Source organism: Bradyrhizobium sp. U531, from assembly GCF_051710265.1.
Lineage (GTDB): Bacteria > Pseudomonadota > Alphaproteobacteria > Rhizobiales > Xanthobacteraceae > Bradyrhizobium.
This window is the reverse complement of sequence record NZ_JASVEN010000001.1, coordinates 699,602-723,593: the sequence shown is the minus strand read 5'-3', so window position 1 is coordinate 723,593 and position 23,992 is coordinate 699,602. Positions and strand designations below refer to the sequence as shown.

Annotated in this window: 21 protein-coding genes; 13 read left to right on the top strand and 8 right to left on the bottom strand. The window is 66.0% G+C overall.

The window, feature by feature from the left end; translation table 11 throughout:
- Positions 1-14 precede the first annotated feature (14 nt).
- Positions 15-572: a GbsR/MarR family transcriptional regulator gene (locus tag QRQ56_RS03635; RefSeq protein WP_438737665.1), complete on the bottom strand. Its 558-nt coding sequence runs from the start codon at positions 570-572 to the stop codon at positions 15-17.
- A gap of 142 nt (positions 573-714) precedes the next feature.
- Between QRQ56_RS03635 and QRQ56_RS03630 the strand changes: the two genes are divergently transcribed.
- The gene (locus QRQ56_RS03630) at positions 715-2,235 is read left to right on the top strand and encodes an ATP-binding protein (protein WP_438737664.1); all 1,521 of its coding nucleotides are present in this window, start codon (positions 715-717) and stop codon (positions 2,233-2,235) included.
- A gap of 124 nt (positions 2,236-2,359) precedes the next feature.
- Here the strand turns inward: QRQ56_RS03630 and QRQ56_RS03625 are convergent, their stop codons facing one another.
- The 4 genes from QRQ56_RS03625 to QRQ56_RS03610 form a co-directional block, all read right to left on the bottom strand.
- On the bottom strand, positions 2,360-2,659 hold the full coding sequence (locus tag QRQ56_RS03625) for an acylphosphatase (RefSeq protein WP_438737663.1): 300 nt from the start codon (positions 2,657-2,659) through the stop codon (positions 2,360-2,362).
- On the bottom strand, positions 2,656-3,522 hold the full coding sequence (locus QRQ56_RS03620; RefSeq protein ID WP_438737662.1) for an isocitrate lyase/PEP mutase family protein: 867 nt from the start codon (positions 3,520-3,522) through the stop codon (positions 2,656-2,658). Before QRQ56_RS03620 ends, QRQ56_RS03625 begins: the two co-directional genes overlap by 4 nt.
- A gap of 164 nt (positions 3,523-3,686) precedes the next feature.
- Complete coding sequence (locus QRQ56_RS03615; protein ID WP_438737661.1) at positions 3,687-5,702, bottom strand: acetyl-CoA carboxylase biotin carboxylase subunit; 2,016 nt, start codon at positions 5,700-5,702, stop codon at positions 3,687-3,689.
- Between the two features lie 174 nt (positions 5,703-5,876).
- Complete coding sequence (locus tag QRQ56_RS03610; RefSeq protein WP_438737659.1) at positions 5,877-7,007, bottom strand: zinc-binding metallopeptidase family protein; 1,131 nt, start codon at positions 7,005-7,007, stop codon at positions 5,877-5,879.
- Positions 7,008-7,230: 223 nt separating this feature from the next.
- Between QRQ56_RS03610 and QRQ56_RS03605 the strand changes: the two genes are divergently transcribed.
- The 9 genes from QRQ56_RS03605 (at position 7,231) to QRQ56_RS03565 (ending at position 17,484) form a co-directional block, all read left to right on the top strand.
- Complete coding sequence (locus QRQ56_RS03605) at positions 7,231-9,720, top strand: PAS domain S-box protein (RefSeq protein WP_438737658.1); 2,490 nt, start codon at positions 7,231-7,233, stop codon at positions 9,718-9,720.
- An 82-nt stretch (positions 9,721-9,802) separates the two neighbouring features.
- Positions 9,803-10,243, top strand: coding sequence for an EamA family transporter (locus QRQ56_RS03600; RefSeq protein WP_438737657.1), 441 nt, complete (start codon positions 9,803-9,805; stop codon positions 10,241-10,243).
- 34 nt (positions 10,244-10,277) lie between these two features.
- Entirely contained in the window at positions 10,278-11,732 is a 1,455-nt protein-coding gene (locus QRQ56_RS03595) for a sensor histidine kinase (RefSeq protein WP_438740054.1), read from the top strand.
- Positions 11,717-13,078 (top strand): sigma-54-dependent transcriptional regulator, encoded by a 1,362-nt coding sequence (locus QRQ56_RS03590; RefSeq protein WP_438737656.1) that lies wholly within the window; start codon positions 11,717-11,719, stop codon positions 13,076-13,078. Before QRQ56_RS03595 ends, QRQ56_RS03590 begins: the two co-directional genes overlap by 16 nt.
- Before the next feature lie 110 nt (positions 13,079-13,188).
- On the top strand, positions 13,189-13,917 hold the full coding sequence (locus QRQ56_RS03585; protein WP_438737655.1) for a hypothetical protein: 729 nt from the start codon (positions 13,189-13,191) through the stop codon (positions 13,915-13,917).
- Positions 13,918-13,950: 33 nt separating this feature from the next.
- A complete protein-coding gene (locus QRQ56_RS03580) occupies positions 13,951-14,565 on the top strand; it encodes a hypothetical protein (protein ID WP_438737654.1) in 615 nt (204 codons plus the stop codon).
- A 41-nt stretch (positions 14,566-14,606) separates the two neighbouring features.
- Entirely contained in the window at positions 14,607-15,875 is a 1,269-nt protein-coding gene (locus QRQ56_RS03575; protein WP_438737653.1) for an MFS transporter, read from the top strand.
- Between the two features lie 24 nt (positions 15,876-15,899).
- The gene (locus QRQ56_RS03570) at positions 15,900-17,150 is read left to right on the top strand and encodes an arsenic transporter (RefSeq protein WP_438737652.1); all 1,251 of its coding nucleotides are present in this window, start codon (positions 15,900-15,902) and stop codon (positions 17,148-17,150) included.
- A 97-nt stretch (positions 17,151-17,247) separates the two neighbouring features.
- The gene (locus tag QRQ56_RS03565) at positions 17,248-17,484 is read left to right on the top strand and encodes a hypothetical protein (RefSeq protein WP_438737651.1); all 237 of its coding nucleotides are present in this window, start codon (positions 17,248-17,250) and stop codon (positions 17,482-17,484) included.
- 67 nt (positions 17,485-17,551) lie between these two features.
- On the opposite strand, the gene QRQ56_RS03560 is transcribed toward QRQ56_RS03565, so the two are convergent.
- Together QRQ56_RS03560 and QRQ56_RS03555 are read right to left on the bottom strand one after the other, a co-directional pair.
- The gene (locus tag QRQ56_RS03560; RefSeq protein ID WP_438737650.1) at positions 17,552-18,916 is read right to left on the bottom strand and encodes an MFS transporter; all 1,365 of its coding nucleotides are present in this window, start codon (positions 18,914-18,916) and stop codon (positions 17,552-17,554) included.
- Between the two features lie 24 nt (positions 18,917-18,940).
- Positions 18,941-19,705: a GntR family transcriptional regulator gene (locus QRQ56_RS03555; protein ID WP_438737649.1), complete on the bottom strand. Its 765-nt coding sequence runs from the start codon at positions 19,703-19,705 to the stop codon at positions 18,941-18,943.
- 188 nt (positions 19,706-19,893) lie between these two features.
- Here QRQ56_RS03555 and QRQ56_RS03550 point away from each other — a divergent pair, with 188 nt between their 5' ends.
- From QRQ56_RS03550 to QRQ56_RS03540, 3 genes are read left to right on the top strand one after another with little or no spacing between them, the layout of a single operon-like run.
- Positions 19,894-21,093 (top strand): mandelate racemase/muconate lactonizing enzyme family protein, encoded by a 1,200-nt coding sequence (locus QRQ56_RS03550; RefSeq protein WP_438737648.1) that lies wholly within the window; start codon positions 19,894-19,896, stop codon positions 21,091-21,093.
- A gap of 13 nt (positions 21,094-21,106) precedes the next feature.
- A complete protein-coding gene (locus tag QRQ56_RS03545; protein ID WP_438737647.1) occupies positions 21,107-21,874 on the top strand; it encodes an SDR family oxidoreductase in 768 nt (255 codons plus the stop codon).
- Positions 21,875-21,900: 26 nt separating this feature from the next.
- A complete protein-coding gene (locus QRQ56_RS03540) occupies positions 21,901-22,932 on the top strand; it encodes an L-idonate 5-dehydrogenase (RefSeq protein ID WP_438737646.1) in 1,032 nt (343 codons plus the stop codon).
- Here QRQ56_RS03540 and QRQ56_RS03535 read toward each other — a convergent pair.
- Positions 22,922-23,806, bottom strand: coding sequence for a DUF2380 domain-containing protein (locus QRQ56_RS03535; protein WP_438737645.1), 885 nt, complete (start codon positions 23,804-23,806; stop codon positions 22,922-22,924). The two genes, QRQ56_RS03540 and QRQ56_RS03535, sit on opposite strands and share 11 nt — an antisense overlap.
- Between the last annotated feature and the right edge of the window lie 186 nt (positions 23,807-23,992).

Sequence of the window (23,992 nt, the reverse complement as noted above, 5' to 3'; positions counted from 1 at the left end):
CACCCTCCTCGACACTATTTGACCTTGCCCAGCGGCAGCAGGCTCACGATCTTCTCGCCAAGCCGCATCAAGGCAACCAGCCGCGGCCGCGGCACTTTCAGCATCTGCATGAACCAGTGGTCGGCGAGCTCGGTGAAGGCGAGCATCTCCTTCAGCCGCTTGCTCGCGACCGGATTGATGGTGGGATCACCGGCGGCGTCGGACACGCAGGCCCGCAGCGCCGTGATCGCCGGATCGAGCTCCCGCTCCTTGCGCCGGGCCGCGATCCTGGCGGCTACCTCCCAGATGTCGGTCTCGGCCTCGTAATGGTCGCGGCGGTCGCCCAGGATCGGGACGCGCCGGATCAGGTTCCAGGCGAGCAGCTCCTTGAGCGAATTGGAGACGTTGGAGCGCGCCATGCCGAGCACCTCGGCGATGTCCTCCGCCGTCATCGGCGCTTCGGCGAGATAGAGCAGTCCGTGGATCTGGCTGACCGAGCGATTGACGCCCCACTCGTCCCCCATGTCGCCCCAATGCAGGATGAAGCGCTCGACGGCGGCTGGGAGTTTCTTCTTTCCGGTCATTTCTGTCATGACAGAAATATCTGACACTAATGGCCTGCTGTCAAGCGGTAGCGCGCCCGGCATACGAGATGGAAAATCTGCCTAAAAATGTCCCAGCCGCCGGGAACCAATTCGCCCTCTTTGCGTTTGTCCCGTTGAGGCGGGGTCCGGAATGGTCGAAAAGTTCAGTCAACAGAGAGACTTGTTCGAAAGCGAACGCAGTTTCCGCCTGTTGGTTGAGGGAGTCGCGGACTACGCGCTCTACATGCTGGATCCCACGGGGATCATCACCAGCTGGAACATCGGCGGCGAGCGCATCAAGGGTTACTCGCCGCAGGAGATCCTGGGACAGCATTTTTCCCGGTTCTACACCGACACCGACCGCGCCAACGGCAAGCCGGCCCGTGCCCTCGGCATCGCCCGGGAAAAGGGCCGATATGAGGAGGAAGGCTGGCGGGTCCGCAAGGACGGCACCTTCTTCTGGGCGAGCGTCGTGATCGACCCGATCTATGAGGACGGCCAGCTGGTCGGATTCGCCAAGATCACGCGCGACATCACCGAACGCCGCAATGCGCAGGTCAAGCTCGAGGCGATGCACAAGCAGCTCGCCGAGTCCCAGAAGTTCGACGCGCTCGGGCAACTCACCGGCGGGGTCGCGCACGACTTCAACAACCTCCTGATGATCATCAGCGGCAGCCTGCACATGCTGAAGCGAGGCGCCGAAGACCCGGCCAAGCTTCAGCGCGCGATCTCGGCGATCGAGACCGCCGCCAGGCGCGGCGCGGCGCTGACCAACCAGCTCCTCACCTTCGCGCGGCGACAGAGTGTCAATCCGCAGGCGATCGACTTTGCCGAACGCATCACCGCGATCCGCGAGGTGCTCGACGCCGGCGTCGGCAGCTCCGTACGTCTGATCCTCGACGTCGGCCGCGACGTCTGGCCGATCAGGACCGACGTCTCCGAGCTCGAGACCGCGCTGCTCAACCTCGTGATCAACGCCCGTGACGCGATGCCCGACGGCGGCACGGTGACGATCGGCGCGCGCAACGTCGCGCTGGACGAGCCCCCGCTTGCCGGCGATTTCGTCGCGATCGACGTCGCCGATACCGGGTTCGGCATTCCCTCCGACGTTCTCGACAAGATCTTCGAGCCGTTCTTCACGACCAAGCCGATCGGCAAGGGCACGGGCCTCGGCCTGTCCCAGGTGCACGGCTTCGCGCATCAGGCCGGCGGCACGGTGCGGGTCGCCAGCGATCTCGGCAAGGGCACGACCTTCACGATCCTCCTGCCGCGCGGAGAAGCGGTGCCGATCACCGAGGCGCCGTCAGAACCTGCATTCCACGGCAGCGGCACGGTGCTGCTGGTGGAGGACAATCCGGACGTCGCCCTGGTCAGCATCGGCCTGCTCGAGCAGCTCGGCTACCAGGTGCGCCGCGTCGCCGACGCCGAAGCCGCCTTGCGCGAGATCGAATCCGCCGGCGTCGACTTCGTGTTCTCGGACATCGTGATGCCCGGCAAGATGGACGGCCTCACCCTCGCCCATCATCTCCGCCAGATCCGCCCCGGCCTGCCGATCCTGCTCGCCACCGGCTACAGCGAAGTCGCCGCCGACGTGCGCGGCGACTTCCCGATCCTGCGCAAGCCGTACGAAATCCACGAGCTGAGCGAGGCGATCGCCAAGCTGCCGAGGTGATTTCTCACCTCCAATTATTCCACGGCGTCATGGCCGGGCTCGCCCCGGCCATCCACGCGTAACAGCACGGCAACAAGAACGTGGATGCCCGGGACAAGCTCTGGCATGACGATATCCTGCAAAGCTACACCGTCGGCAATACCGAAAACGCTTCCCCTGCCCGCCGCAAATTCAGCTCATCCACGCTCGCCGTCTCGCTCGTGACGTTGTCGACGCGCGCGGACGGCGGACCGTGACGGCAGAGCGCGACCATGTCGGCGACGTGCTTGGGCGCACCCGCGAACAGCGCTTCCACGCTGCCGTCGCGGCGGTTGCGGACCCACCCCTCGAGGCCGCTCGCGGTCGCCTGGTACTCGACCCAGGCCCGATAGCCGACGCCCTGCACGCGCCCGCGGATCATGACCTGGAGGATCGCCCGACTCATTTTTTCAGCCCGAGCATGTCGGCGCCGCGCGCCTTGACGTCGGCCTCGCGCATGATTCGGGCCGTCAGCTCCGAAGATGCGAGCCCCTTGAGGCTTTTCGGCGGCGCACCTTCGCGCAGCGCCTTCAGCGTCTCGTAAACCGCCTGCGTGGCGGCTGCGATCGGTGCATGGCCCTGCAGCGCGATGCGGACGCGCTGGCTCGCCAGGTAATCGTTCGCGCTTAGCTCCTCCGGCGCCCCGCCGAGCACGATCGGCAGGCGCGTCGCGGCAACGATCGCCTCGAGCTCGGCGCGCGACTTGATGCCGGTGAAGAACAGCGCATCGACGCCGACGGCTTCATAAGCCCTGGCGCGGCGCACCGCGTCCTCGATCGAGGTGATCGAAGCAGCCCCGGTGCGGCCCATGATGACCAGCGAGGGATCGCTGCGGCCGTCGAGCGCGGCCTTCATCTTGCCGACGCCCTCCTCCAGCGAGATCAGTTGCGTCTTCGCTTCGCCGAACGCAGCCGGCAGCAGCGTGTCCTCGATGGTAAGGCCGGCCGCACCCGCCGTCTCCAGCTCCTGCACGGTGCGGCGGACATTGAGCGCGTTGCCATAGCCGTGATCGGCATCGACCAGCACGGGAAGCGCGGCGGCGCGCGACATCCGCCGCATCTGCTCGCAGAGCTCCGTGAGCGTGATCAGCGCGACATCGGGATCACCGAGCACCGCGAGCGAGGCGACCGAGCCGCCGAACATGCCGAGCGGAAAGCCGAGATCCTCGGCGATGCGGATCGAGATCGCGTCATAGACCGAGCCGGGATGGACGCAGGCCGAGCCCGACAGGACGGAGCGAAGCTTCTCGCGGCGGGAACGAAAGGCCATGGACGACGCCCTCTCAACTGTTGCGACGCTGCCGCCACATACTCCGTCATTGCGAGCGCAGCGAAGCAATCCAGAATCTTTCCGCGGGGCAGTCTGGATTGCTTCGCTGCGCTCGCAATGACGGTGTTCGCGGGACCGACCAGAGCCCCACGCACAGGTTTGACTTACGCAAACTCCAGGATCAGCGCGTCCACCGCGAGCGTCGCGCCGGCGCTGGCGTGAACCTTCTTCACGGTGCCGTCCTGCTCGGCGCGCAGCACGTTCTGCATCTTCATGGCTTCGACCACCGCGAGCGTCTCGCCGGCCTTGACCTCCTGCCCTTCGGTCACCGCGATCGAGACCACGAGGCCGGGCATCGGGCAGAGCAGCTTCTTGCCGGTGTCGGCGGCCGTCGTCACCGGCATCAGCCGTGCCGACGTCGCTTCCGCTTCGGTCCAGACATAGACCGGCACCTCGACGCCCTGATGCGCGAGGCGAATGCCGTTGGCGATCGGCCGCGTCTGCACCGCGACGAGATGGCCGTCGATGGTGCCCTGCCAGACCGGTTCGCCCGGCTTCCACGGCGATACCAGCAGATGCGAATTGCCGGCCTTGCCCTCGGCGTCGATGAAGCGGATCGCGATGGCGTCGCCCTCGCGGGCGACCTCGAGCTGGATTTCCTGGCGGTCGAGCCAGACCGCGCGGCGGCGCTCACGCTGCACGACGCGGCCGCCCATCTGGCCGGAAATCTGCCGCTTGCGCTCGCCCAGCACGTGATCGATGGCAGCGCCGACCGCGGCGATGCGCCGGGCGACCTCGCCGTCGGGCACGCGCACAGCAAAGCCCTTGGGGAATTCCTCGGCGATGAAACCGGTCGAGAGCCGTCCCTCACGCCAGCGCGGATGGTGCATCAGTGCTGACAGGAACGGAATGTTGTGGCGGATGCCGTCGACGTAGAACGAATCCAGCGCGGTCGCCTGCGCCTCGATCGCGGCCGCGCGCGAGGGCGCGTGCGTGACGAGCTTGGCGATCATCGGATCGTAATGGATCGAGATCTCGCCGCCCTCCTGCACGCCGGTGTCGTTGCGCACCGTGATGCCGTCCTTGCTGGCTTCCGCCGGCGGGCGATATTTCACGAGGCGTCCGATCGAGGGCAGGAAGTTGCGGAACGGATCCTCCGCATAAAGGCGCGATTCCACGGCCCAGCCGGTGAGCGTCACGTCCTTCTGCGCGAGGGTGAGCTTCTCGCCGGCGGCAACGCGGATCATCTGCTCGACGAGATCGACGCCGGTGACGAGCTCGGTGACGGGATGCTCGACTTGCAGGCGCGTGTTCATCTCCAGGAAGTAGAAGCTCTTGTCTTGCCCTGCGACGAACTCGACGGTGCCGGCGGAATCGTAATTCACGGCTTTCGCCAGCGCGACCGCCTGCTCGCCCATCTTGCGGCGGGTGGCCTCGTCGAGCAGCGGCGACGGCGCCTCCTCGATGACCTTCTGGTTGCGGCGCTGGATCGAGCACTCGCGCTCGCCGAGATAGATCACGTTGCCATGCTTGTCGCCCAGCACCTGGATCTCGATGTGGCGGGGATCGACGATGAACTTCTCGACGAAGACGCGGTCGTCGCCGAACGAAGCCTTGGCCTCGGCCTTGGCGAGGTTGAAGCCTTCGGCAACTTCGGAGGTGGAGTGCGCGATGCGCATGCCCTTGCCGCCGCCGCCGGCGGACGCCTTGATCATGACGGGATAGCCGATCTCGTCGGCGATCTTCACCGCGTGCTTGTCGTCCTCGATGACGCCGAGATAGCCCGGCACGGTCGAGACCTTGGCTTTTGCAGCCGCCTTCTTCGACTCGATCTTGTCGCCCATCGCGGCGATGGCGCCGGGGTTCGGGCCGATGAAGACGATGCCGGCCGCCTCCAGCGCGCGCGGAAACGCCTCGCGCTCGGAGAGGAAGCCATAGCCGGGGTGCACGGCCTCGGCGCCCGTCTTGCGGCAGGCCTCGACGATCTTCTCGATTACCAGATAGCTCTCGGCCGCCGCGGGCGGCCCGATCAGCACGGCCTCGTCGGCCATCTCGACATGGAGGGCATCGCGGTCGGCCTCGGAATAGACCGCAACCGTCTCAATTCCCATCCTGCGAGCGGTCTTGATGACCCGGCAGGCGATTTCGCCGCGATTGGCGATCAGAATGCGTTTGAACATGCTTTTCTTGAGTCTCGACCTTGGGCGGGACCCTTCCCTGGCCGTTGGGGCCTTTGGGACGGGCCGTGTGGCTCCCGTGGTACAACAAAATCGGCCGGAGGCAACGGTCTAAATCCGGCCTGCTCTGGCGTACCAGCGCAAGACCGAAACCGGCTTGGCCCCCCCTGGCGAGCCCTACGCCTTCCCCGCCATGGCCTCGGATTTGGGCTCCGATTTGGGCTCGGGCTTGACCTCCGACTTGAGCTGGGATTTGGCGACGTCCCGGACCAGACCATGGATGAAGCCCAGCTTGCCGACCACGGCGGGCGACAGGATGAACGGGTAGAGGTCGCGCATCCCCATGGCGCGGTTGACGCTGTTCATGGCGAAGGTGAAGGGCAGCCATGCGTTGACGATCGCATCGACGTCCCGGGCCTCGTAGGGGTTGAAACGAATGCGCGTGGTCAACTCCCCGTCGCGGTCGACCTTGGGCCGCACCTCCATGCCGAACTCGGAAGCCATCTCCAGGGTGTCGACGATGTGGAGGTAGTGCGCCCAGGTCTCGGCGAAATCTTCCCAGGGGTGCGTGGTGGCATAGGCCGAGACGAAGTTTTGCTGCCAGTCCGGCGGCGGGCCTTCGGCATAGTGACGCTGCAAGGCCTGGCCGTAATCGGCGGAATCATCGCCGAATACCGCGCGGCACTCATCGAGCTTGCCCCCGTCTCGCACCAGCACGTCCCAGAAATAATGCCCGACCTCGTGGCGGAAATGCCCGAGCAGCGTCCGATAGGGCTCGCCCATCTCGAGCCGGCGCCGTTCGCGCTCGATGTCGTTGGTCTCGGTGAGCGCGATCGTGATCAGGCCGTTGTCGTGGCCGGTCATCACCTTCTCGCCGCTCTGTGGATCGTCGGCGAGGAAATTGAAGATCAGACCATGCTCGGGGTCGTCCTGCCTTGTGTGGAGCGGCAGCTTCCAGCGGATCAGGGAGTAGAACAGACGGTGTTTCGCCACCTCCAGCTCGCGCCAGCCGGCGAGCTGGGCGGGATCGGACAGATTCGGCACCGTCCCGTTGTGCCGGCAGGCGCGGCAATAGCCGGTGGTATCGCCCGAATCCGTCAGCCAATTGCAGGCATCGTACTCGGCATTCCGGCACAGCATCCGGCTTTCGTCCGCGCCGGCCAGGACCTTCCAGGCCGCGCCGTCGGGCTCGATCGCCGACATCGTCTCCTTCTCCGGCAGGAAGGCGACCTTATGGCCACAGCGTTCGCAGGCACGGTTCTCGAAATAGAGGACGTTGCCGCAGGCCTGGCAGACAAAGAGCTTCAAGGTTTAGCCTCTTCGGAAAGGGGAGCTTCACGGAAAGCTCGTCATTGCGCCTCGCGAAGACGCCTCCGCAGGCCGATCGTTCCAGTCTCTGGAACAAATTGCCAGACCTGACGTTGCCGAGGCGTACTTTTTCCGATCCGCGCAAGCCCCTCATTTTCGCGACACGCGCTTGGCTCTAGGCAATGGCCATCACGCTCAGTCTGTGTGAATATCGCTCCGGCACGTGCGCTCCCGCATCACAACGGCCGATGCCTTGAACGATCTTTCGAAAGATCCCTTGCCCGAGACCGTCGCCGCCGAAAGGCTGCGCCAGCACCTCGAAGACGTCGCGCGCGAGCGGGACAACGCCTATCGCGCGCTGCAGGAGCGCGAGGCCGAGCTGGCGCGCATCCAGCGCATCGGCAAGGTCGGCGGGCTCGAGGTCGATTTCCGCGAAGGTTTCAAGAACCGCCGCTCGCCCGAATATCTGATGCTGCACGGCCTGCCGCCGGACGCCGCCGAGGAATCGCACGAGGATTGGGTCAATCGCATCCATCCCGACGACCGCGAGGCCGCCGTCAGGAACTTCTTCGATGCGCTCGCCGGCAGCAGCGAAGACTACACCGCCGAATACCGCATCATCCGCCCCAATGACGGCGAGACCCGCTGGATCCGGGTCGTCGCCAAGTTCGAACGCGGCGCGGATGGCCGCGCCATCCGCCTCGTCGGCGCCCATATCGACATCACCGACCAGATGCTCGCGCGAGAGACCCTGCGCGAGAGCGAGGAACGCTTTCGGCTGATCGCCGACAGCGCGCCGGTGCCGATCTGGGTGACCAAGCTCGACCGCACGCGGTCCTTCGCCAACCAGGCCTATGTCGACTTCGTCGGCCTGCCCTACGACCAGGCCATCGCCTTCGACTGGCGCAAGGTGCTGCATCCGGACGACCTGCCGCATGTGCTGCAGCAATCGGTCCAGGGCGAGGCCTCGCTCAAGCCGTTCGTGCTGGAAGCGCGCTACAAGGATGCATCCGGCGATTGGCGCTGGCTGCGCTCGGAATCGCAGCCGCGCTGGGATCCGACCGGCAAGCATATCGGCTTCATCGGCGTCGCTCACGACATCACCGTCGCCAAACGGGCCGAGATCGAGCTCCGGAAGCTCAACGAGACCTTGGAAGAACGCATCATCGAACGCACCGCCGAGCTCGAGTCCAACGAGTCCCGGCTCCGCGCCATCCTGGCCACCAGCAACCAATATCAGGGCATGGTCAATCTCGAGGGCGAGTTGCTCTACGCCAACAAGACCGCGCTCGACGGCATCAAGGCGAGCGCGGCCGATGTGATCGGCAAGCCGTTCTGGGACACGCCCTGGTTCACCGGCACCCACGGCATCAGCGCGCTGGTGCGCGAGGCCTTCCAAACCGTTCTCAAGGGCGAGCCCGTGCGGCTCGAGATGCGCCTGCGCCTTCCCATCGGCGAGCGCGATTTCGATTTCGGGATGCGCCCCGTGCTCGATCGCCACGGCAACATCACCGGCGCCGTCCCCGAAGCCGTCGACATCACCGAGCGCCGCCGCGGCGAGGAAGCGCTGCGCCAGTCGCAGAAGATGGAGGCGATCGGCCAGCTCACCGGCGGCGTCGCCCACGACTTCAACAATCTCCTCACCATCATCCGCTCCGCCACCGACTTCCTGCGCCGGCGCGAGCTGCCGGAGGAGCGCCGCCGCCGCTATGTTGACGCCATCTCCGAGACGGTCGAGCGCGCCTCCAAGTTGACCGCCCAGCTGCTGGCATTCGCGCGCCGGCAGCCGCTGAAGCCGCAGATCTTCAACGTCGGCAGCCAGGTCGAGGGCGTCGCCCAACTGGTCCGCCCGCTGGTCGGCGGCCGCATCGAGATCGTTGTCGAGATCGACGATGCCGACTGCTTCACGGTGGCCGACATCGCCCAGTTCGAGACCGCGCTGATCAACCTCGCCATCAATGCCCGCGACGCCATGGACGGCGAAGGCCGCCTCACCATCGCCGTGCGCAAGGTCTCCGGGATTCCCAGCCTGCGCGCGCAATCGGCGCGCGGCGGCGAGTTCGTCGCGATCTCGGTCACCGACACCGGCAGCGGCATCGCGCCGGACCATCTCGAGTCGATCTTCGAGCCGTTCTTCACCACCAAGGAGGTCGGCAAGGGCACCGGCCTCGGCCTCAGCCAGGCCTTCGGCTTCGCCAAGCAGTCCGAAGGCGACATCGCGGTGACGAGCACGCAAGGCGAAGGCGCGACCTTCACCATCTACCTGCCGCAGGCCCAGAGCCCCGCCGCCGAGAAGGAGGCCGCGGCGCTGACCAGCGAGTCCGCCACCACCGGCCGCGGCTACCGCGTGCTCGTGGTCGAGGACAATGACGATGTCGGCCAGTTCTCGACCGAGCTCTTGGAAGATCTCGGCTACGTCGTCCGCCGCGTCGCCAATGCCAATGCGGCCCTCGCCATCCTCGGTGAAAACGAATTCGCCGTCGACCTCGTATTCTCCGACGTCATCATGCCCGGCATGAACGGCGTCGAGCTCGCCGGCATCATCCGCGAGCGCTATCCGGGCCTGCCCGTGGTGCTCACCTCCGGCTACAGCAACGTGCTCGCCGAAAACGCCCATCGCGGCTTCGAACTGATCCAGAAGCCCTATTCGGTGGAATCGCTCTCGCGCATCCTGCGCAAGGCGATCATGGAAAAGCTGCCGACGGCGCGGTGAGACTTGTGACGGCGGAACGCTGCCATGAACTCCGTCAATGACGATGGGGCGATATTTTGTAGTTCAACAGGCCCTGCATGACATGAAACCCGCCCTCTTCTCCGCCTGGCAAACCTGGGCGCTTCTCTCCGCCTGCTTTGCCGCGTTGACTGCGATCTTCGCCAAGGTCGGCGTCGAGAACATCAATCCTGACCTCGCGACCTTCATCCGCACCGTCGTGGTGCTGCTCGCCTTTTCGGTGCTGCTGTTCTTCACCGGACAATTCACAGTGCCGTCGGAGGTCTCGTCACGAACCTGGCTGTTCCTCGTGCTGTCGGGTCTCGCCACCGGCGCGTCCTGGCTGTGCTATTTCCGCGCGCTGAAGCTCGGACCCGCCACGCTGGTGGCGCCGATCGACAAGCTCAGCGTCGTGCTGGTCGCCCTGTTCGCCTTCGCCTTCCTCGGCGAGCGTCCGACCGGCCAAGGCTGGCTCGGCATCGCCATGATCGGTGCCGGCGCAGTGCTGCTGGCGGTGAAGTTTTGACGCATCGATCTGCGACCTTGCGCGTTCTCCGATGATGCGCTCGCTCCGTTCCCGTCTGATCGCGCTCTGGATCATGCTGGTCATCTCCGGCATCGCGACCGGCTATCTGCTGTTTGCATCGTTTCAGCAGACCGCGAATGCGCGCCTGGCAAGATCGGATGATCTGGCCGCGCGCGCCTGCCGCGACCTCGCCGACCGCTACCAGTTCTTCGTCACTGGCTGGGGCGGCAGTGAGGTCGACGACGAGCTGAAGCAGCAGCTCGCTACCGTCGCACGGAGCGCGCTGTCAGGCTCCGTCGGCGTCGAGGGCGGTATCTGGCAAGCCGATACCGGCTCGCTCGCTTATGCATTCCCGACCTACGAAGGCACCGGCCCGAAGACGGACCTGCCCTCGGCCGAGCTGAACACCATCCGTGAGGTCAATGCCGAGACATTGCGCTCCGGCCGGCCATCCTCGGTTCGGCAGAGCGGCCGGTCGCAGGTCCTGATCGTCCACGCGTGCCCGTTGCGCGGTCCGTTGGCTGGCGTGACGGGATGGACGATGACGCGTGCGTTCACGGCGGAGGGGCCGGCTTACAACCAGCTCCTCGCGGGGCTTTTGCTGCTCGCATTAACCATCTTCGGCTCGGCGGCCTGGCTCGCGCGCATCCTCTTCGGTTGGTCACGCAAGATCAACCTGATCGAGGCGGCGCTGGATGGGCCTCGGGCGGGTACGATCGATCTGCCCACATTGCCGCGGACCGGCGCTCCCGAGCTCGATCGGCTGGTCGATGCGCTTAACGGCGCCGGAGAACGGCTTTCGGTGGAACGTCGCCGCGCCGCGGCGGCCGAGCGTCTCGCCGCTCTCGGCCGCATGTCGGCGGGGCTTGCGCACGAAATCCGCAATCCCATCGCCGCGATGCGCCTGAAAGCCGAGAACGCGCTGGCCGTCGCCGACGGCTCGCGCAGCGAAGCGGCCCTCACCTCGATCCTGCACCAGGTCGACCGGCTCGATGGTCTCCTGCGCGATCTCCTGGAGATGACGCAGGCGCGCGAGCCCTGCCTCGCAGAGGTGGACCTTGAAACCTTTCTGGCGCGCACGGTCGAGACGCATCGCGAGCTTGCCGCGGCCCGCAGCATCGCGTTGACGGCGGGAACCGGGCCCACATCGTCGCCGTTGCCGCAATTCGATCCGTCCCAGATGCAGCGGGCCCTGGATAATTTGATCATCAACGCCATTCAAAACACGCCATCCGGCGGCAATATCAGCGTGGACGCACGCCGGAGAGGCGACAAACTGTTGTTTCAGGTTTCGGATACGGGCCCAGGCATCTCCGACGAATTGCGCGAGCGTCTGTTCGAGCCGTTCGTCACCGGCCGCACAGACGGTACCGGTCTTGGCCTGGCGATCGTCCGCGAGATCGCGCGCAATCATCGCGGCCAGGTCCGCCTGGTCCGCTCCGTCGGCGGTGCCGAATTCGAGATCGAGGTGCCATGGCAACCGTCCTGATCATCGACGACGACCGCGGCCTGCGCGAAGGTCTCGCCGAGGCGCTCGCCGATCTCGGCCATGAACCCCGCCTCGCCGCGTCCGGCCGCGAAGGTCTGGCGGCGCTGAGCGACGACGTCGACGCGGTGCTGCTCGATCTGCGTATGCCCGGCGGCATGGACGGAATCGAGGTACTGCGGCGGATCCGCGCCAAGACCGGCGGCCCGCACGTCGTCGTGCTGACCGCCTTCGCCAGCGCTGCCAACACGATCGAGGCCATGCGCCTTGGCGCTTTCGATCACCTCAGCAAGCCTGTCGGACGCGCGGAGCTGAAAGCTTTGCTGGATCGCCTGCCGCCGCGCGCGCCGGCTCTCGCCGCGCCGGCGGACGATGCCGAAGACGGCTTGATCGGGTCGAGCGAACCCATGCGCGCCGTGCAGAAGGCGATCGGTCTTGCGGCCGACAGCGACGCCAGCGTGCTGATCCGCGGCGAGACCGGCACCGGCAAGGAGCTGGTGGCGCGTGCGCTGCACATTCATGGCAAGCGCAAGGACGGTCCCTTCGTCGCGGTCAATTGTGCGGCGATCCCCGAAGACCTCCTGGAAAGCGAGTTGTTCGGCCACATCAAGGGATCCTTCACCGGCGCGATGGCCGATCGCTCCGGCGCCTTCCGCGACGCCGCGGGCGGGACGCTGTTTCTCGACGAGATCGGCGACATGCCGCTGCCGATGCAGGCAAAGATCCTCCGCGCCTTGCAGGAGCATGTGATCACGCCGGTTGGGGGCAAGCCCGTGCGAACCAATGCACGCATCATTGCCGCCACCCACCGCGATCTCGCGAAGCTCGCCGCAACCGGCGACTTCCGCGAGGATCTCTATTACCGGCTCGACGTGGTTCAGATCGCATTGCCTCCGCTGCGCGACCGCGTGGCGGATATCGTGCCGCTCGCCAGGCACTTTCTTGCACGCGCGGGAGCAAGCAGCGGCCGGCAAAAACAGCTCAGCGAGGCCGCGATCGACAAACTGCAGCGCCATAACTGGCCCGGCAACGTCCGCGAGCTGCGCAACGCGATCGAACGCGCCTGCATCATGACACGCGGCGATGTGATCGGAGCTGACGACATCGACACCAGTGCATCCCCGGCGGCAGCGGTCCCGGCGCCGGATGATGCGGACCTGCCGGCGGCGGTCGCTCAGCTCGAGAAGCAGATGATCGAGCGCGCGCTGGCGGCCTGCGCCGGCAATCGCACCGAAGCGGCCCGCCGGCTCAACATCAACCGCCAGCTGCTCTACACCAAGATGCAGCGCTATGGGCTTGCCGAGGTGTCAGAAAAGCTGACGGACCGCGTCGGGAAAGACGACGGCTGACACCGCCGGCGCGAGCAAAACTCCTTTCAACTCAGGCGTTTTGCGACTGGCACATCGCTTGCTGAAGCCTGTGCAAGCGATCAGGTCGCGATACCGAGAGGAGTTATTCCATGAAGACGACACGCATCCGCGCGCTGTTCTGGGTGCTGCTCGCCACCACGGCGATCGGCAGCGGGGCAGCCGCTTATTCGCAGGCTCGGGATCCCATGTGGGATTCCTCGCAGCTTCCGGAATCTCGCGGGACAGTGAAACAGTACACGTTGACGCCGCGCGGCGACGTTGACGGCATCATTCTCACAGACGGCACCGAAGTGAAGCTGCCGCCGCATCTCAGTGCCCAGACGGTGTTTTCGGTCCGCCCCGGCGATCAGGTTTCGGTGCGCGGTTTGCGCGCCAGGGCCATCCCGCTCATTGACGCTGCCTCGATCACCAATGTCGCGACCGGCAAGAGCGTCGTCGACAACGGCCCGCCGGATCGGCGCGCGGCCAATGACGACCAGACCATCAGCGGCCGCATCGCGCTGCAACTGCATGGCAAGCGCGGCGAGGTGAACGGTGTCGTGCTCGATGACGGCACCACGCTGCGCCTGCCGCCGCCGGAAGCCGAGCGCATGCAGGACCAGCTCAGCCAGGGCCGAAACATCTCTGTGCGCGGTGACGTCCTCGATACCGCCCTCGGCAAGGTCGTCGAGGTTCGTGCGATCGGCACCTCGCCGGAGCAGATGACGGAAGTGCGCGGCCCTCGTCCGCCCGGGCCAATGGACGGCCCGGATCATCGCGGTCCGCCGCCCCCGCCGCCTCCGGGCTTCGGTCCGCCGCCTCCGCCGCCGCGCGGCTAATCCACGGTTCACCTCAACAGGAAGAGCGACATCATGCATTGGATCGATCCTGACAGCCTGCCGGAGACGGCAGGCACCTTCGAGCGCTTCGTGCTCAACCCCCACGGCGATGTTGACGGCTTCGTGCTCAAGGACAAGAAAGCACGCCTCCTCGTTCATACGCCGCCGCACATGGACAAGGAGATCACCCGTCATCTCAAGCAAGGCGAGACAGTTCGCGTGCGCGGCGTGCGACCGCGCGGCGCGAACCTGCTGGCCGCGGTCGCGGTGACCAATGCGGCCGGTCGCGAGATCGTGGACAATGGCCCGGACCACGACCGCGAACATCCCAAAGTAAAGCACACCGAGATGACAGCGGAGGGCACGGTCGAGCTGTCGCTGTTTGGCCCCAAGGGCGAATTGCGCGGCGCCCTCCTGTCTGACGGCACCGTGCTCCGGATCGGGCCGAAGGAAGCCGAGCACGTCGCTGCCCTGCTCGCGCCCGGTGCGATGGTCGCGGCCCGCGGCGCCGGACTTCAGACCAAGCATGGCCGCGTGATCCACGTCGACGAAATCGGTCCCGACGAGGATCGGCTGAAGCAGATCAAGAAGCCGAAACCGAAGGACAAGAAGCCGAAGCACGGCCATCCACGCGCCCACGCGGCCTGACGCTACGCTCTCGCGGACGCTTGGCGAGGAAGGAGTCATTCATGTCGGAGACACATGACAAGGCAAGGGCCGGCCGCGCGCTGGATGCCGCCAACTTCTTCCTTGCCGACGTCCGCGACGGCCTCGGTCCGTACCTTGCCGTTTATCTGCTCACAGAACAGCATTGGGATGAGGCGCGCATCGGCCTCGTCATGTCGGTCGCGACCATCGCCGGCATTCTCGCCCAGACGCCAGCCGGCGCGCTGGTCGATGCGACCCGGGCGAAGCGGACGGTCATGGTGGTCGCGGCCATCCTTGTGACGCTCGCTTCGTTGTCGCTGCCGCTGTTCCCGAGCTTCCTGCCGGTCGCGATCTCGCAGGGGATTGCACAGGCTGCCGGCGTCATTTTCCCGCCGGCGATCGCCGCAGTGTCGCTTGGCATCTTCGGGCATCGCGCCTTCACCAGGCGGATCGGTCGCAACGAGACATTCAATCATGCCGGCAATGCCGTCGCGGCGGGCCTTGCCGGCCTCTCGGCGTATTGGTTCGGACCAACGGTCGTGTTCTATCTGCTCGGCGGCATGGCCATCGCAAGCCTGCTCAGCATCCTCGCCATCCCCGAGCGAACGATCGACCACGATCTTGCCCGCGGGCTGGACGGCGCCAGCGGAGCCGAGGCGCACGAACAGACTTCGGGACTGAAAATGCTCCTGACCTGCCGTCCCCTGCTCGTCTTCGCGATCTGCGCGCTGCTGTTTCACCTCTCCAACGCGGCGATGCTGCCGCTGGTCGGACAGAAGCTGGCGCTGCAGGACAAGAATTTGGGCACCAGCCTGATGTCCGCCTGCATCGTCGCCGCGCAATTGGTGATGGTGCCGTTCGCGATGCTGGTCGGCGCCAGGGCCGACCGCTGGGGCCACAAGCGGTTCTTCCTCGCAGCGCTCATGATCCTGCCGATCCGCGGCGCGCTCTACACGCTCTCGGACAATCCGTTCTGGCTGGTCGGCGTGCAATTGCTCGACGGAATCGGCGCCGGCATTTTCGGCGCGATCTTTCCCGTCATCATCGCCGACCTCATGCGCAACACCGGCCGCTTCAACGTCGCGCAGGGCGCGGTCATCACCGCCCAGAGCATTGGCGCTGCGCTGTCGACGACGCTGGCCGGCTTCGTCGTGGTCGGCGCGGGCTACAGCGCGGCGTTCATCACCCTCGGTGCCGTCGCCGCGATCGGCGCCGTGATCTGTCTCCTTGCCCTGCCCGAGACGCGACATGGTGCCTCCCGCCCGAAAGGGAAGACAGCGGCGCCGGCATCCGCTATCGCTGCCGAATGAACTCATCTCATTCAGGGACTGAACGTGCCGTCTGACGCCATCTGGGCCTGGAGCATCATCGTCGTCGCGACCGCAGGCGTCATCATCCGCCCCTTTCGCCTGCCGGAGGCGATCTGGGCCGTGATCGGTGCGAGTGCCCTGGTGCTGTCAGGCCTGCTGCCGTGGCAGGATGCGCTGGCCGGCATCGAAAAAGGCATCGACGTCTACCTCTTCCTGATCGGCATGATGCTGATCGCCGAGCTGGCACGGCTGGAGGGCCTGTTCGATTATCTCGCCGCGCTTGCGGTGGAATATGCCGCCGGCTCGCCACAGCGCCTGTTCCTGCTGATCTACATCGTCGGCACGCTCGTCACCGTGCTGCTCTCCAACGACGCCACCGCCATCGTGCTGACGCCCGCCGTCTATGCCGCGACGCGTGCGGCCGGCGCGAAGCCGCTGCCTTATCTGTTCGTCTGCGCCTTCATCGCCAATGCCGCGAGCTTCGTGCTGCCGATCTCCAACCCCGCCAATCTCGTCGTGTTCGGCGCGCGCATGCCGCAACTGACGGAATGGCTGAAGTTGTTTGCCCTGCCCTCGGCGGCCTCGATCCTGCTGACCTACGTGGTGCTGCGCCTGACCCAGCACCGCGCGCTGAAGGAGGAGACCATCGCGCGCAGCGTGCCGCATCCCAGGCTCGGCCGCGGCGGCAAGCTGACCGCCGTCGGCATCGTCGCGATCGGCATCGTGCTGGTCACGGCGTCGGCGCTGGACAGGCAGCTCGGCCTGCCGACCTTCATCTGTGGCGGGGTGACGGCCGCGCTCGTGCTGCTCATCAGCCGGCAATCGCCGCTGCCGGTGCTGCGCGGCGTGTCCTGGAGCGTGCTGCCGCTGGTCGGCGGACTCTTCGTCATGGTGGAGGCGCTGATCAGGACCGGGGTGATCGCGCAGCTCAGCGCACTGCTGCATCAGGCAGTGGCGCAATCAGTGCCGAAGGCTGCCTGGAGCGTCGGCATTGCCACCGCGATCGCCGACAATATCGCCAACAATCTGCCCGTCGGCCTCGTCGCCGGCTCGGTCGCCGCCAGCGATCATCTGCCGGCGTCCGTCGTGAGCGCCATCCTGATCGGCGTCGATCTCGGCCCGAATCTGTCGGTGACGGGCTCGCTTGCCACCATCCTCTGGCTGGTCGCGCTCCGCCGGGAAAAGATCGAGGTCGGCGCCTGGCCGTTCCTCAAGCTCGGCCTGCTGGTCACGCCGCCGGCCCTGATCGCGGCGCTGGCTGCGGCGATCCGATAATCGTGCGTTGTTTGCGGCGCATCAATGTGGCCGCCGGGGCCGGAGCTACACTTCAACTTGTCGCGCAGCCTCATTCGGCGCGGCAAGGAGGTTCATCATGCAGATCCAGTCAAAGGCATTGCCGCAGAGCTTTTCCCTGCGTCGCTCCTATCAGAGCTTTACCGCACCCAGCCAGAGCCGCGGGGAAACGTCCCACCCGTTGCTGCTCCTCGCAGTCGTGGTGCTGGTGACCCTGTTCGCGATGGTGGAAGTCGACCTGCACAGCGTCCAGCTTCAGGCGCTCGGCCTGCTCGGCCACGGCACTGGAATCGACCCGGTCTTCCTGAGCCCGTAGTCACCGGCCCCGGACCTTCCGAAGAGGCCCCCGATCGCGGCCATGGCCGCGACCGGGCAGCACTTCGTCAGTCGTTCTCGTAGCCGTAGACTTCCGGCAGGATGAAGATTGCGGCGAGCAATCCGATCAGCGGGAAGATCGCGACTATCAGCGTGGCATTGGCCTGCCCGATCGCGGCGAACACGGTCGGGAACAGGAAGATCGCCAGGAACGACGGCAGCTTCACGAACATGTAGGCGAAGCCGCTGGCGGTGCCGCGGTATTTCGGCTTGGCGACCATGGTCGGGATCGTCATGCAGTTCGAAGCGTCCCAATAATGACCCCACAGCATCGCGGCGGCCGCGAACGGCAGCAGGACCTTGTTGTCGGTGTAGAGCGCGAAGGCGGCGACCAGCAGCGACACCAGCACGATCGAGAACCCGGCGATCGAGATGCCGCGGTGGCCGATCTTCGGCGTCAGCAGCGGACCGACCCAGCCCGACAAGGCCGCGAACGAAAACAGCGCCATCGTCACCAGATTGATGCCGAGCACGCTCGACACGCCGACCATGACAAAGAGCACCGGCAGATAGAACGCGAAGGTCGAGAATTCGCTGGCTTGCACGAAGCAGGCGATCCAGCCGTAGATCGTGGCGCGCCAGCGGATCGGGTCCTTCCTGAGGTCGGCGATGAAGTCCCGGGTGCTGACTTTCGGCACCACGACATCCTGGTCGGGCAGCATATCGAGATTGTCGTTGAACATCTCGCGCGCGACCTGCTTGGCCTCGCGGTAGCGTCCCTTCTGCACCAGCCACACCGCCGTCTCCGGCACGTCATGGCGCATCACCAGGATGATCAGTGCCGGCAGCGCGCCGAGACCGAGCGTCACGCGCCACAGCGTCTCGTGGTGGATGTCCAGCAGCAGGAAGATCACGATGACGCCGATGGTCAGCACTTCGCCGACGGCGAACATGAACTGCCAGCGGTTGCCCATGACCTCGCGCTCACCCTTGGCCATGGATTCCATGATGTAGGTGTAGCCGGTCGAGATGTCCGAGCCGAGCGGGATGCCGAGCAGGAAGCGGATGACGATCAGCCAGGTCACGTTCGGCACGAAAGCCTGCGCCAGCGCCAGCACGATGAACAGCACCATCGTGGCCAGGAACATGACGCGGCGGCCGATCTTGTCGGACAACCAGCCGCCGAGCAGCGCGCCGATCAGGGCGCCGCCCTGCGTGCCCGCGGCGGCGAGGCCGAGCATCAGCGGATCGGGATTGTACTGCTCCTTGATGAAGATCAGCACGAAGGCGATCGAATAGAGGTCCCAGGCCTCGACCAGGATCGAGGCCATCATCAGCCAGCCGACCTTGTTGCCCTTGGGACTATAGTTCGTAATGAGGTAGCGGACCGCGGCTTCGCTCGCAGTCGGTTGTGGCACGGCCATCGTTGACATGTCTGGTCCTCTCTTGAAAACGCTTTAGGTTCCGAGCAGCGGCTCGATGCTGCAGTCGAGCAGGCGCGGGTCGATCCCCGCCTCCATTCCCGTGAAGATCTCGCCCATGTAGTCGATCAGCGCGTCGCTCGCCTTCACGGCGTCCTCGACGCGGCGGCTCGCGACCGCGGCGAGAATGGACAGATGACGATCGATCGTGCCGGACAGATCGGCCTGCCCAGGCATGAAACGGTGGTGGATGTAACCGATACGCCGGTACAGCGTGTGCAGCGGCCGCAGCGTGTGCACCAGGAATGGCTCGCCCGCCGCCTCCAGCACCAGCGCGTCGATGCGGCGGTCGATGCTGTTGAATTCGTCGAGGGTCAGGCTGGCGCGGCGCTCACGCAGGAGACGTTCGATGTGCAGCGCCTGATTGCGATGCGAGAGGCTGGCGCGATCGGCCGCGAGGCGGATCACGAAACGCTCCATGTCGCGGCGCAGGTCGAGCAGCATGCGCTCGCGCGCCAGATCGATCGGCGCGATGTGAAGGCCGTGGCGCGGCCGGATGATGATGAGCGTGTCGGCGGAGAGACGATTGACGGCGTGATGCACCGGCGTGCGGCCGAGGCCGGTGATCTCCTGCAACTCCAGCATGGTCATGAACTGGCCGGGCTTGAGCTCGCAATGGACGAGCAGCTCCTCGATCTTCTGATAGGCCAGCTCGAAGAAATTGACGCGGTTGCGCCGCGAGGGCTTGCCGTCGCCGTCGTCGGCTCTCACCACTTCGAGCGCGCGCTTGCGCCGTGCCATGTCGTCCTCCCCTACGCCCGCGTTCCCGGTGCAGCCGCGCCCGCACAAAGGGCGTCGCGTTTGTGATATCCTTAAAACATGTTGTGATATATTACAAGCGGGCGTAAGACAGCCCTCACCGGCCGCGAGGCTTGGCCCGAAAATGACAAACAAGCGGGCGTTATGTTCCCGCAGGGAGGATTGCTGCCGTGAAGATCACATCGATCGAGACCCTGCGCACGGAGGAATTCTCCAACGTCATCTGGGTGCGAATCCACACCGACACCGGCGTGATCGGTCTCGGCGAGACCTTCTATGGCGCGGGCGCAGTCGAGGCGCAGATCCACGACACCTTTGCCGGCCGCCTGCTCGGCCGCAATCCCCTGCACATCGAAGCGATCCATCGCGACATGCTGAACCTGCCGATGGCGCAGTCCTCCACCGGCGTCGAATACCGCGCGGCGTCCGCGATCGACATTGCGCTGTGGGATCTGTTCGGCAAGGTCTGTAATCAGCCGGTGCACCAGATGCTGGGCGGCCTGTGCCGCGACAAGCAGCGCATCTACAACACCTGCGCCGGCACGCAATATGTCCGCTCCACCAATATCAGCCCGGTCGCGAACTGGAATCTCGGCGCCAACAAGGGCCCCTATGAAGACCTCGACGGCTTCATGAACCGCGCCGATGCGCTGGCCGAAAACCTGCTGGAGAGCGGCATATCCGCGATGAAGATCTGGCCGTTCGATCCGGCGGCGCAGGAGAACAAGGGCCTCTACATCACCGCCGCGCAGATGAAGCAGGCGATCGAGCCGTTCGAAAAGATCCGTAAAGCCGTCGGCGACAAGATGGAAATCATGGTCGAGCTCCATTCGCTGTGGAATCTGCCGACCGCCAAGCAGATCGCCCGTGCGCTCGAGCCCTACAAGCCGACCTGGTATGAAGACCCGATCCGGATGAACTCGCCGCAAGCGCTGGCCGAATACGCCCGCTCGACCGATGTCTGGGTCTGCGCCAGCGAGACGCTGGGCTCGCGCTTCCCCTACAAGGACATGCTCGACCGCGACGCCATGCATGTCGTGATGGCGGATCTGTGCTGGACCGGCGGCCTCACCGAAGGCCGCAAGATCGCGGCGATGGCCGAGACCTATCACCGCCCCTTTGCGCCGCATGACTGCATCGGCCCGATCGGCTTCATCGCCGCCATCCACATGTCGTTCAGCCAGCCCAACACCCTGATCCAGGAATCGGTGCGCGCCTTCTACAAAGGCTGGTACAATGAGCTCGTCACCACGATGCCCGTGATCAAGGATGGCTATGTCTTCCCGATGGAAGGTCCCGGTCTCGGCGTCGACCTTCTGCCTGCCGTCTTCGACCGCTCCGATCTCATCGTGCGCCGCTCCAACCCTTGAGGACTTTCCCGATATGAGCACCTCCCTGTTCGATCTCTCCGGCCGCACCGCGCTCGTGACCGGCTCGTCCCGGGGCCTCGGCCGCGCCATCGCCGAGGGCATGGCGAAGGCCGGCGCGAAGATCATCGTCAACGGCGTCGACCCCAAGCGCGTCGAGCAGGCCGTCGCGGAGTTTCGCGCCGCCGGGCATCAGGCCGAAGGCGCTGCGTTCAACGTCACCGACGAGCCCGCGATCGTCGCCGCCTTCAACGATTTCGACAAGAAGGGCATCGCCGTCGACATCGTCGTCAACAATGCCGGCATCCAGCACCGCAAGCCGCTGGTCGAGTTCACCACCGACGAATGGCGCAAGGTGATCGAGACCAACCTCACCAGTGCCTTCGTGATCGGCCGCGAGGCCGCCAAGCGCATGATCCCGCGCAAGCACGGCAAGATCATCAATATCGGCTCGCTCGGCAGTGAGCTCGCGCGCCCCACCATCGCGCCCTACACCGCGGCCAAGGGCGGCATCAAGAATCTCACCCGCTCGATGGCGGTGGAATGGGCCCAGCACGGCATCACGGCCAATGCGATCGGCCCCGGCTACATGCTGACCGACATGAACGAGGCGCTGGTCAACAACACCGATTTCAACAACTGGCTGATGGGCCGCATCCCCTCCAAGCGCTGGGGCAAGCCGGACGAGCTGGTGGGCGCCGCGATCTTCCTGGCGTCGGATGCTTCAACTTACGTCAACGGCCAGATCATCTATGTCGATGGCGGCATGATCGCCGCGATGTAATCGCGAAAAGCTGAAGGAACGAGCCCATGCGCGCCGTCGTCATTCACGCCCCGAAGGACCTGCGGATCGACAGCTATCCCGATCCGGCGCCCGGCCCGGGCGAGGTCCGCGTCAAGATCGCCAATGGCGGCATCTGCGGCTCGGACCTGCATTACTACCATCACGGCGGCTTCGGCGTCGTGCGCATCCAGCAGCCGATGGCGCTGGGACATGAGATCGCCGGCGTGGTTGCCGCGGTCGGTGACGGCGTCAGCAGCGTCAAGGCTGGCACGCGCGTCGCGGTCAATCCGAGCAAGCCTTGTGGCCAATGCCTGCATTGCCAGGAAGGCATGCGCAACCAGTGCCTCGACATGCGCTTCCTCGGCAGCGCGATGCGCTTTCCCCACGTGCAGGGTGGCTTTCGCGAGTTCATCACCGTCGATGCCTCGCAGGCCGTGCCGATCTCCGACAAGCTGTCGCTGGCGGAAGCCGCGGTCGCCGAGCCGCTCGCGGTGTGCCTGCACGCCGGCAAGCAGGCCGGTCCCCTGCTCGGCAAGCGCGTGCTGATCACCGGCTGCGGTCCGATCGGCGCGCTCATGATTTTGGTCTCGCGCTTCGGCGGTGCCTCCGAGATCGTGGTGACCGACGTTGCCGAGGCGCCGCTCGCGGTCGCCAGAAAGCTCGGCGCGACCCACGCCATCAACGCCGCGACCGATGCGTCGGCGCTCGATCCCTGGCGCGCCGGCAAGGGCGTGTTCGACACGCTGTTCGAAGCCTCCGGCAATCAGGCCGCGCTCCGCACCGCGCTCGAGGTGCTCAGGCCCGGCGCGGCGCTGGTGCAGCTCGGCCTCGGCGGCGAGATGACGCTGCCGATCAACTCCATCGTCGCCAAGGAATTGCAGCTCCGCGGCACCTTCCGCTTCGACCCCGAATTCGAGCTCGCGGTACGGTTGATGGGCGAAGGCCTGATCGACGTGAAGCCGCTGATCACGGCGACCATGCCGTTCGAGAACGCGGTCGCCGCGTTCGAGCTCGCCAGCGACCGCTCGCAGTCGATGAAGGTGCAGCTTACTTTTTAGCGGCGCCCTCGGCCTGCTGACTTTCGATCAGCCGGTCGCTGACCAGCCGAACCGCGCCGCGCTTCCAGGAATAGTCCGCGCCGAGGCGCAGGCCACTGTCGCCGCGCGCCAGCACCGCGCCGCTATGGGCGTCGCGAACCTGGAAGCCGAGCGTGTATTCGGTGCGGCTGACCCGCCGCACCACGCCGATCAACGATTGATCCGCGCCGAGCTTCTTCGCAATCGCCGCCTCGCAGCCGCCGCAGTCGCGCAAGGCCCCCGCCGTCGCCGCCTCGCGGCCGACCTCGACGATCCGGTAGCGGCCGGATTGTCCGACCACCTCGCGCACGCCGGCAGTCACTTCGGCGAGATGCGAGGCGTCCGACGCGGCTGACGCGCCGACCGAGGCTGCGGTTGTATCCTCGAGCTCGAAATCGAACACGGCGAGCGCGACCGGCGCAGGCGCGGCGAGCGCCGCCTTGACCTCGCGCGAGACGAAAATCTCGGCGCGCTCCCAGGATTCGTCATTGTCGCCGCGGAAGGTGTAGAGCTTGTCGATCACCAGCGACTTGGCGTTGACGTCGATCACCGCGACCTTGGCCCATTGCACCAGCGTGCTGGTCTTCTGGATGCCGCCGATCACCTTGAACGCCGCGCCGTCCTGGGCCGACGGCACCAGCCGATAACGCCCGCCCTCGCCGATATCCCGCCGAAGCGCGGCCATGAACGCCGAAAGCCGCCGCTCGTGGGCCGCGGTCTGGTTGGCCGGCTCGGCCGACGTGTCGGTGTAGCTGAAATCGTCCATGGCAACGCCAAGGACGCCCTCGGCGGCCGCCGGCGCGCAAGGCAAGGCGAGCAGAAGAGAAACTGAAAGAGCAAACCGGGAGAGTTGCATGGGCGGTGCCTCGCTGGATCGAGCGGTCGGCAAATCTCGGAGGCAACCCCTTGAGCCCACAACGGCGGCCGTCCCGGCGAGCGCCGGGAAAATTTCACGCCATTGCACTGCAGTAATCGCTAGCGCTTTCCGCGGCCGGCGTTCTGCCGTTTAATGCAGGAGCGACAAGCTCGTTCGCGCAAGGTG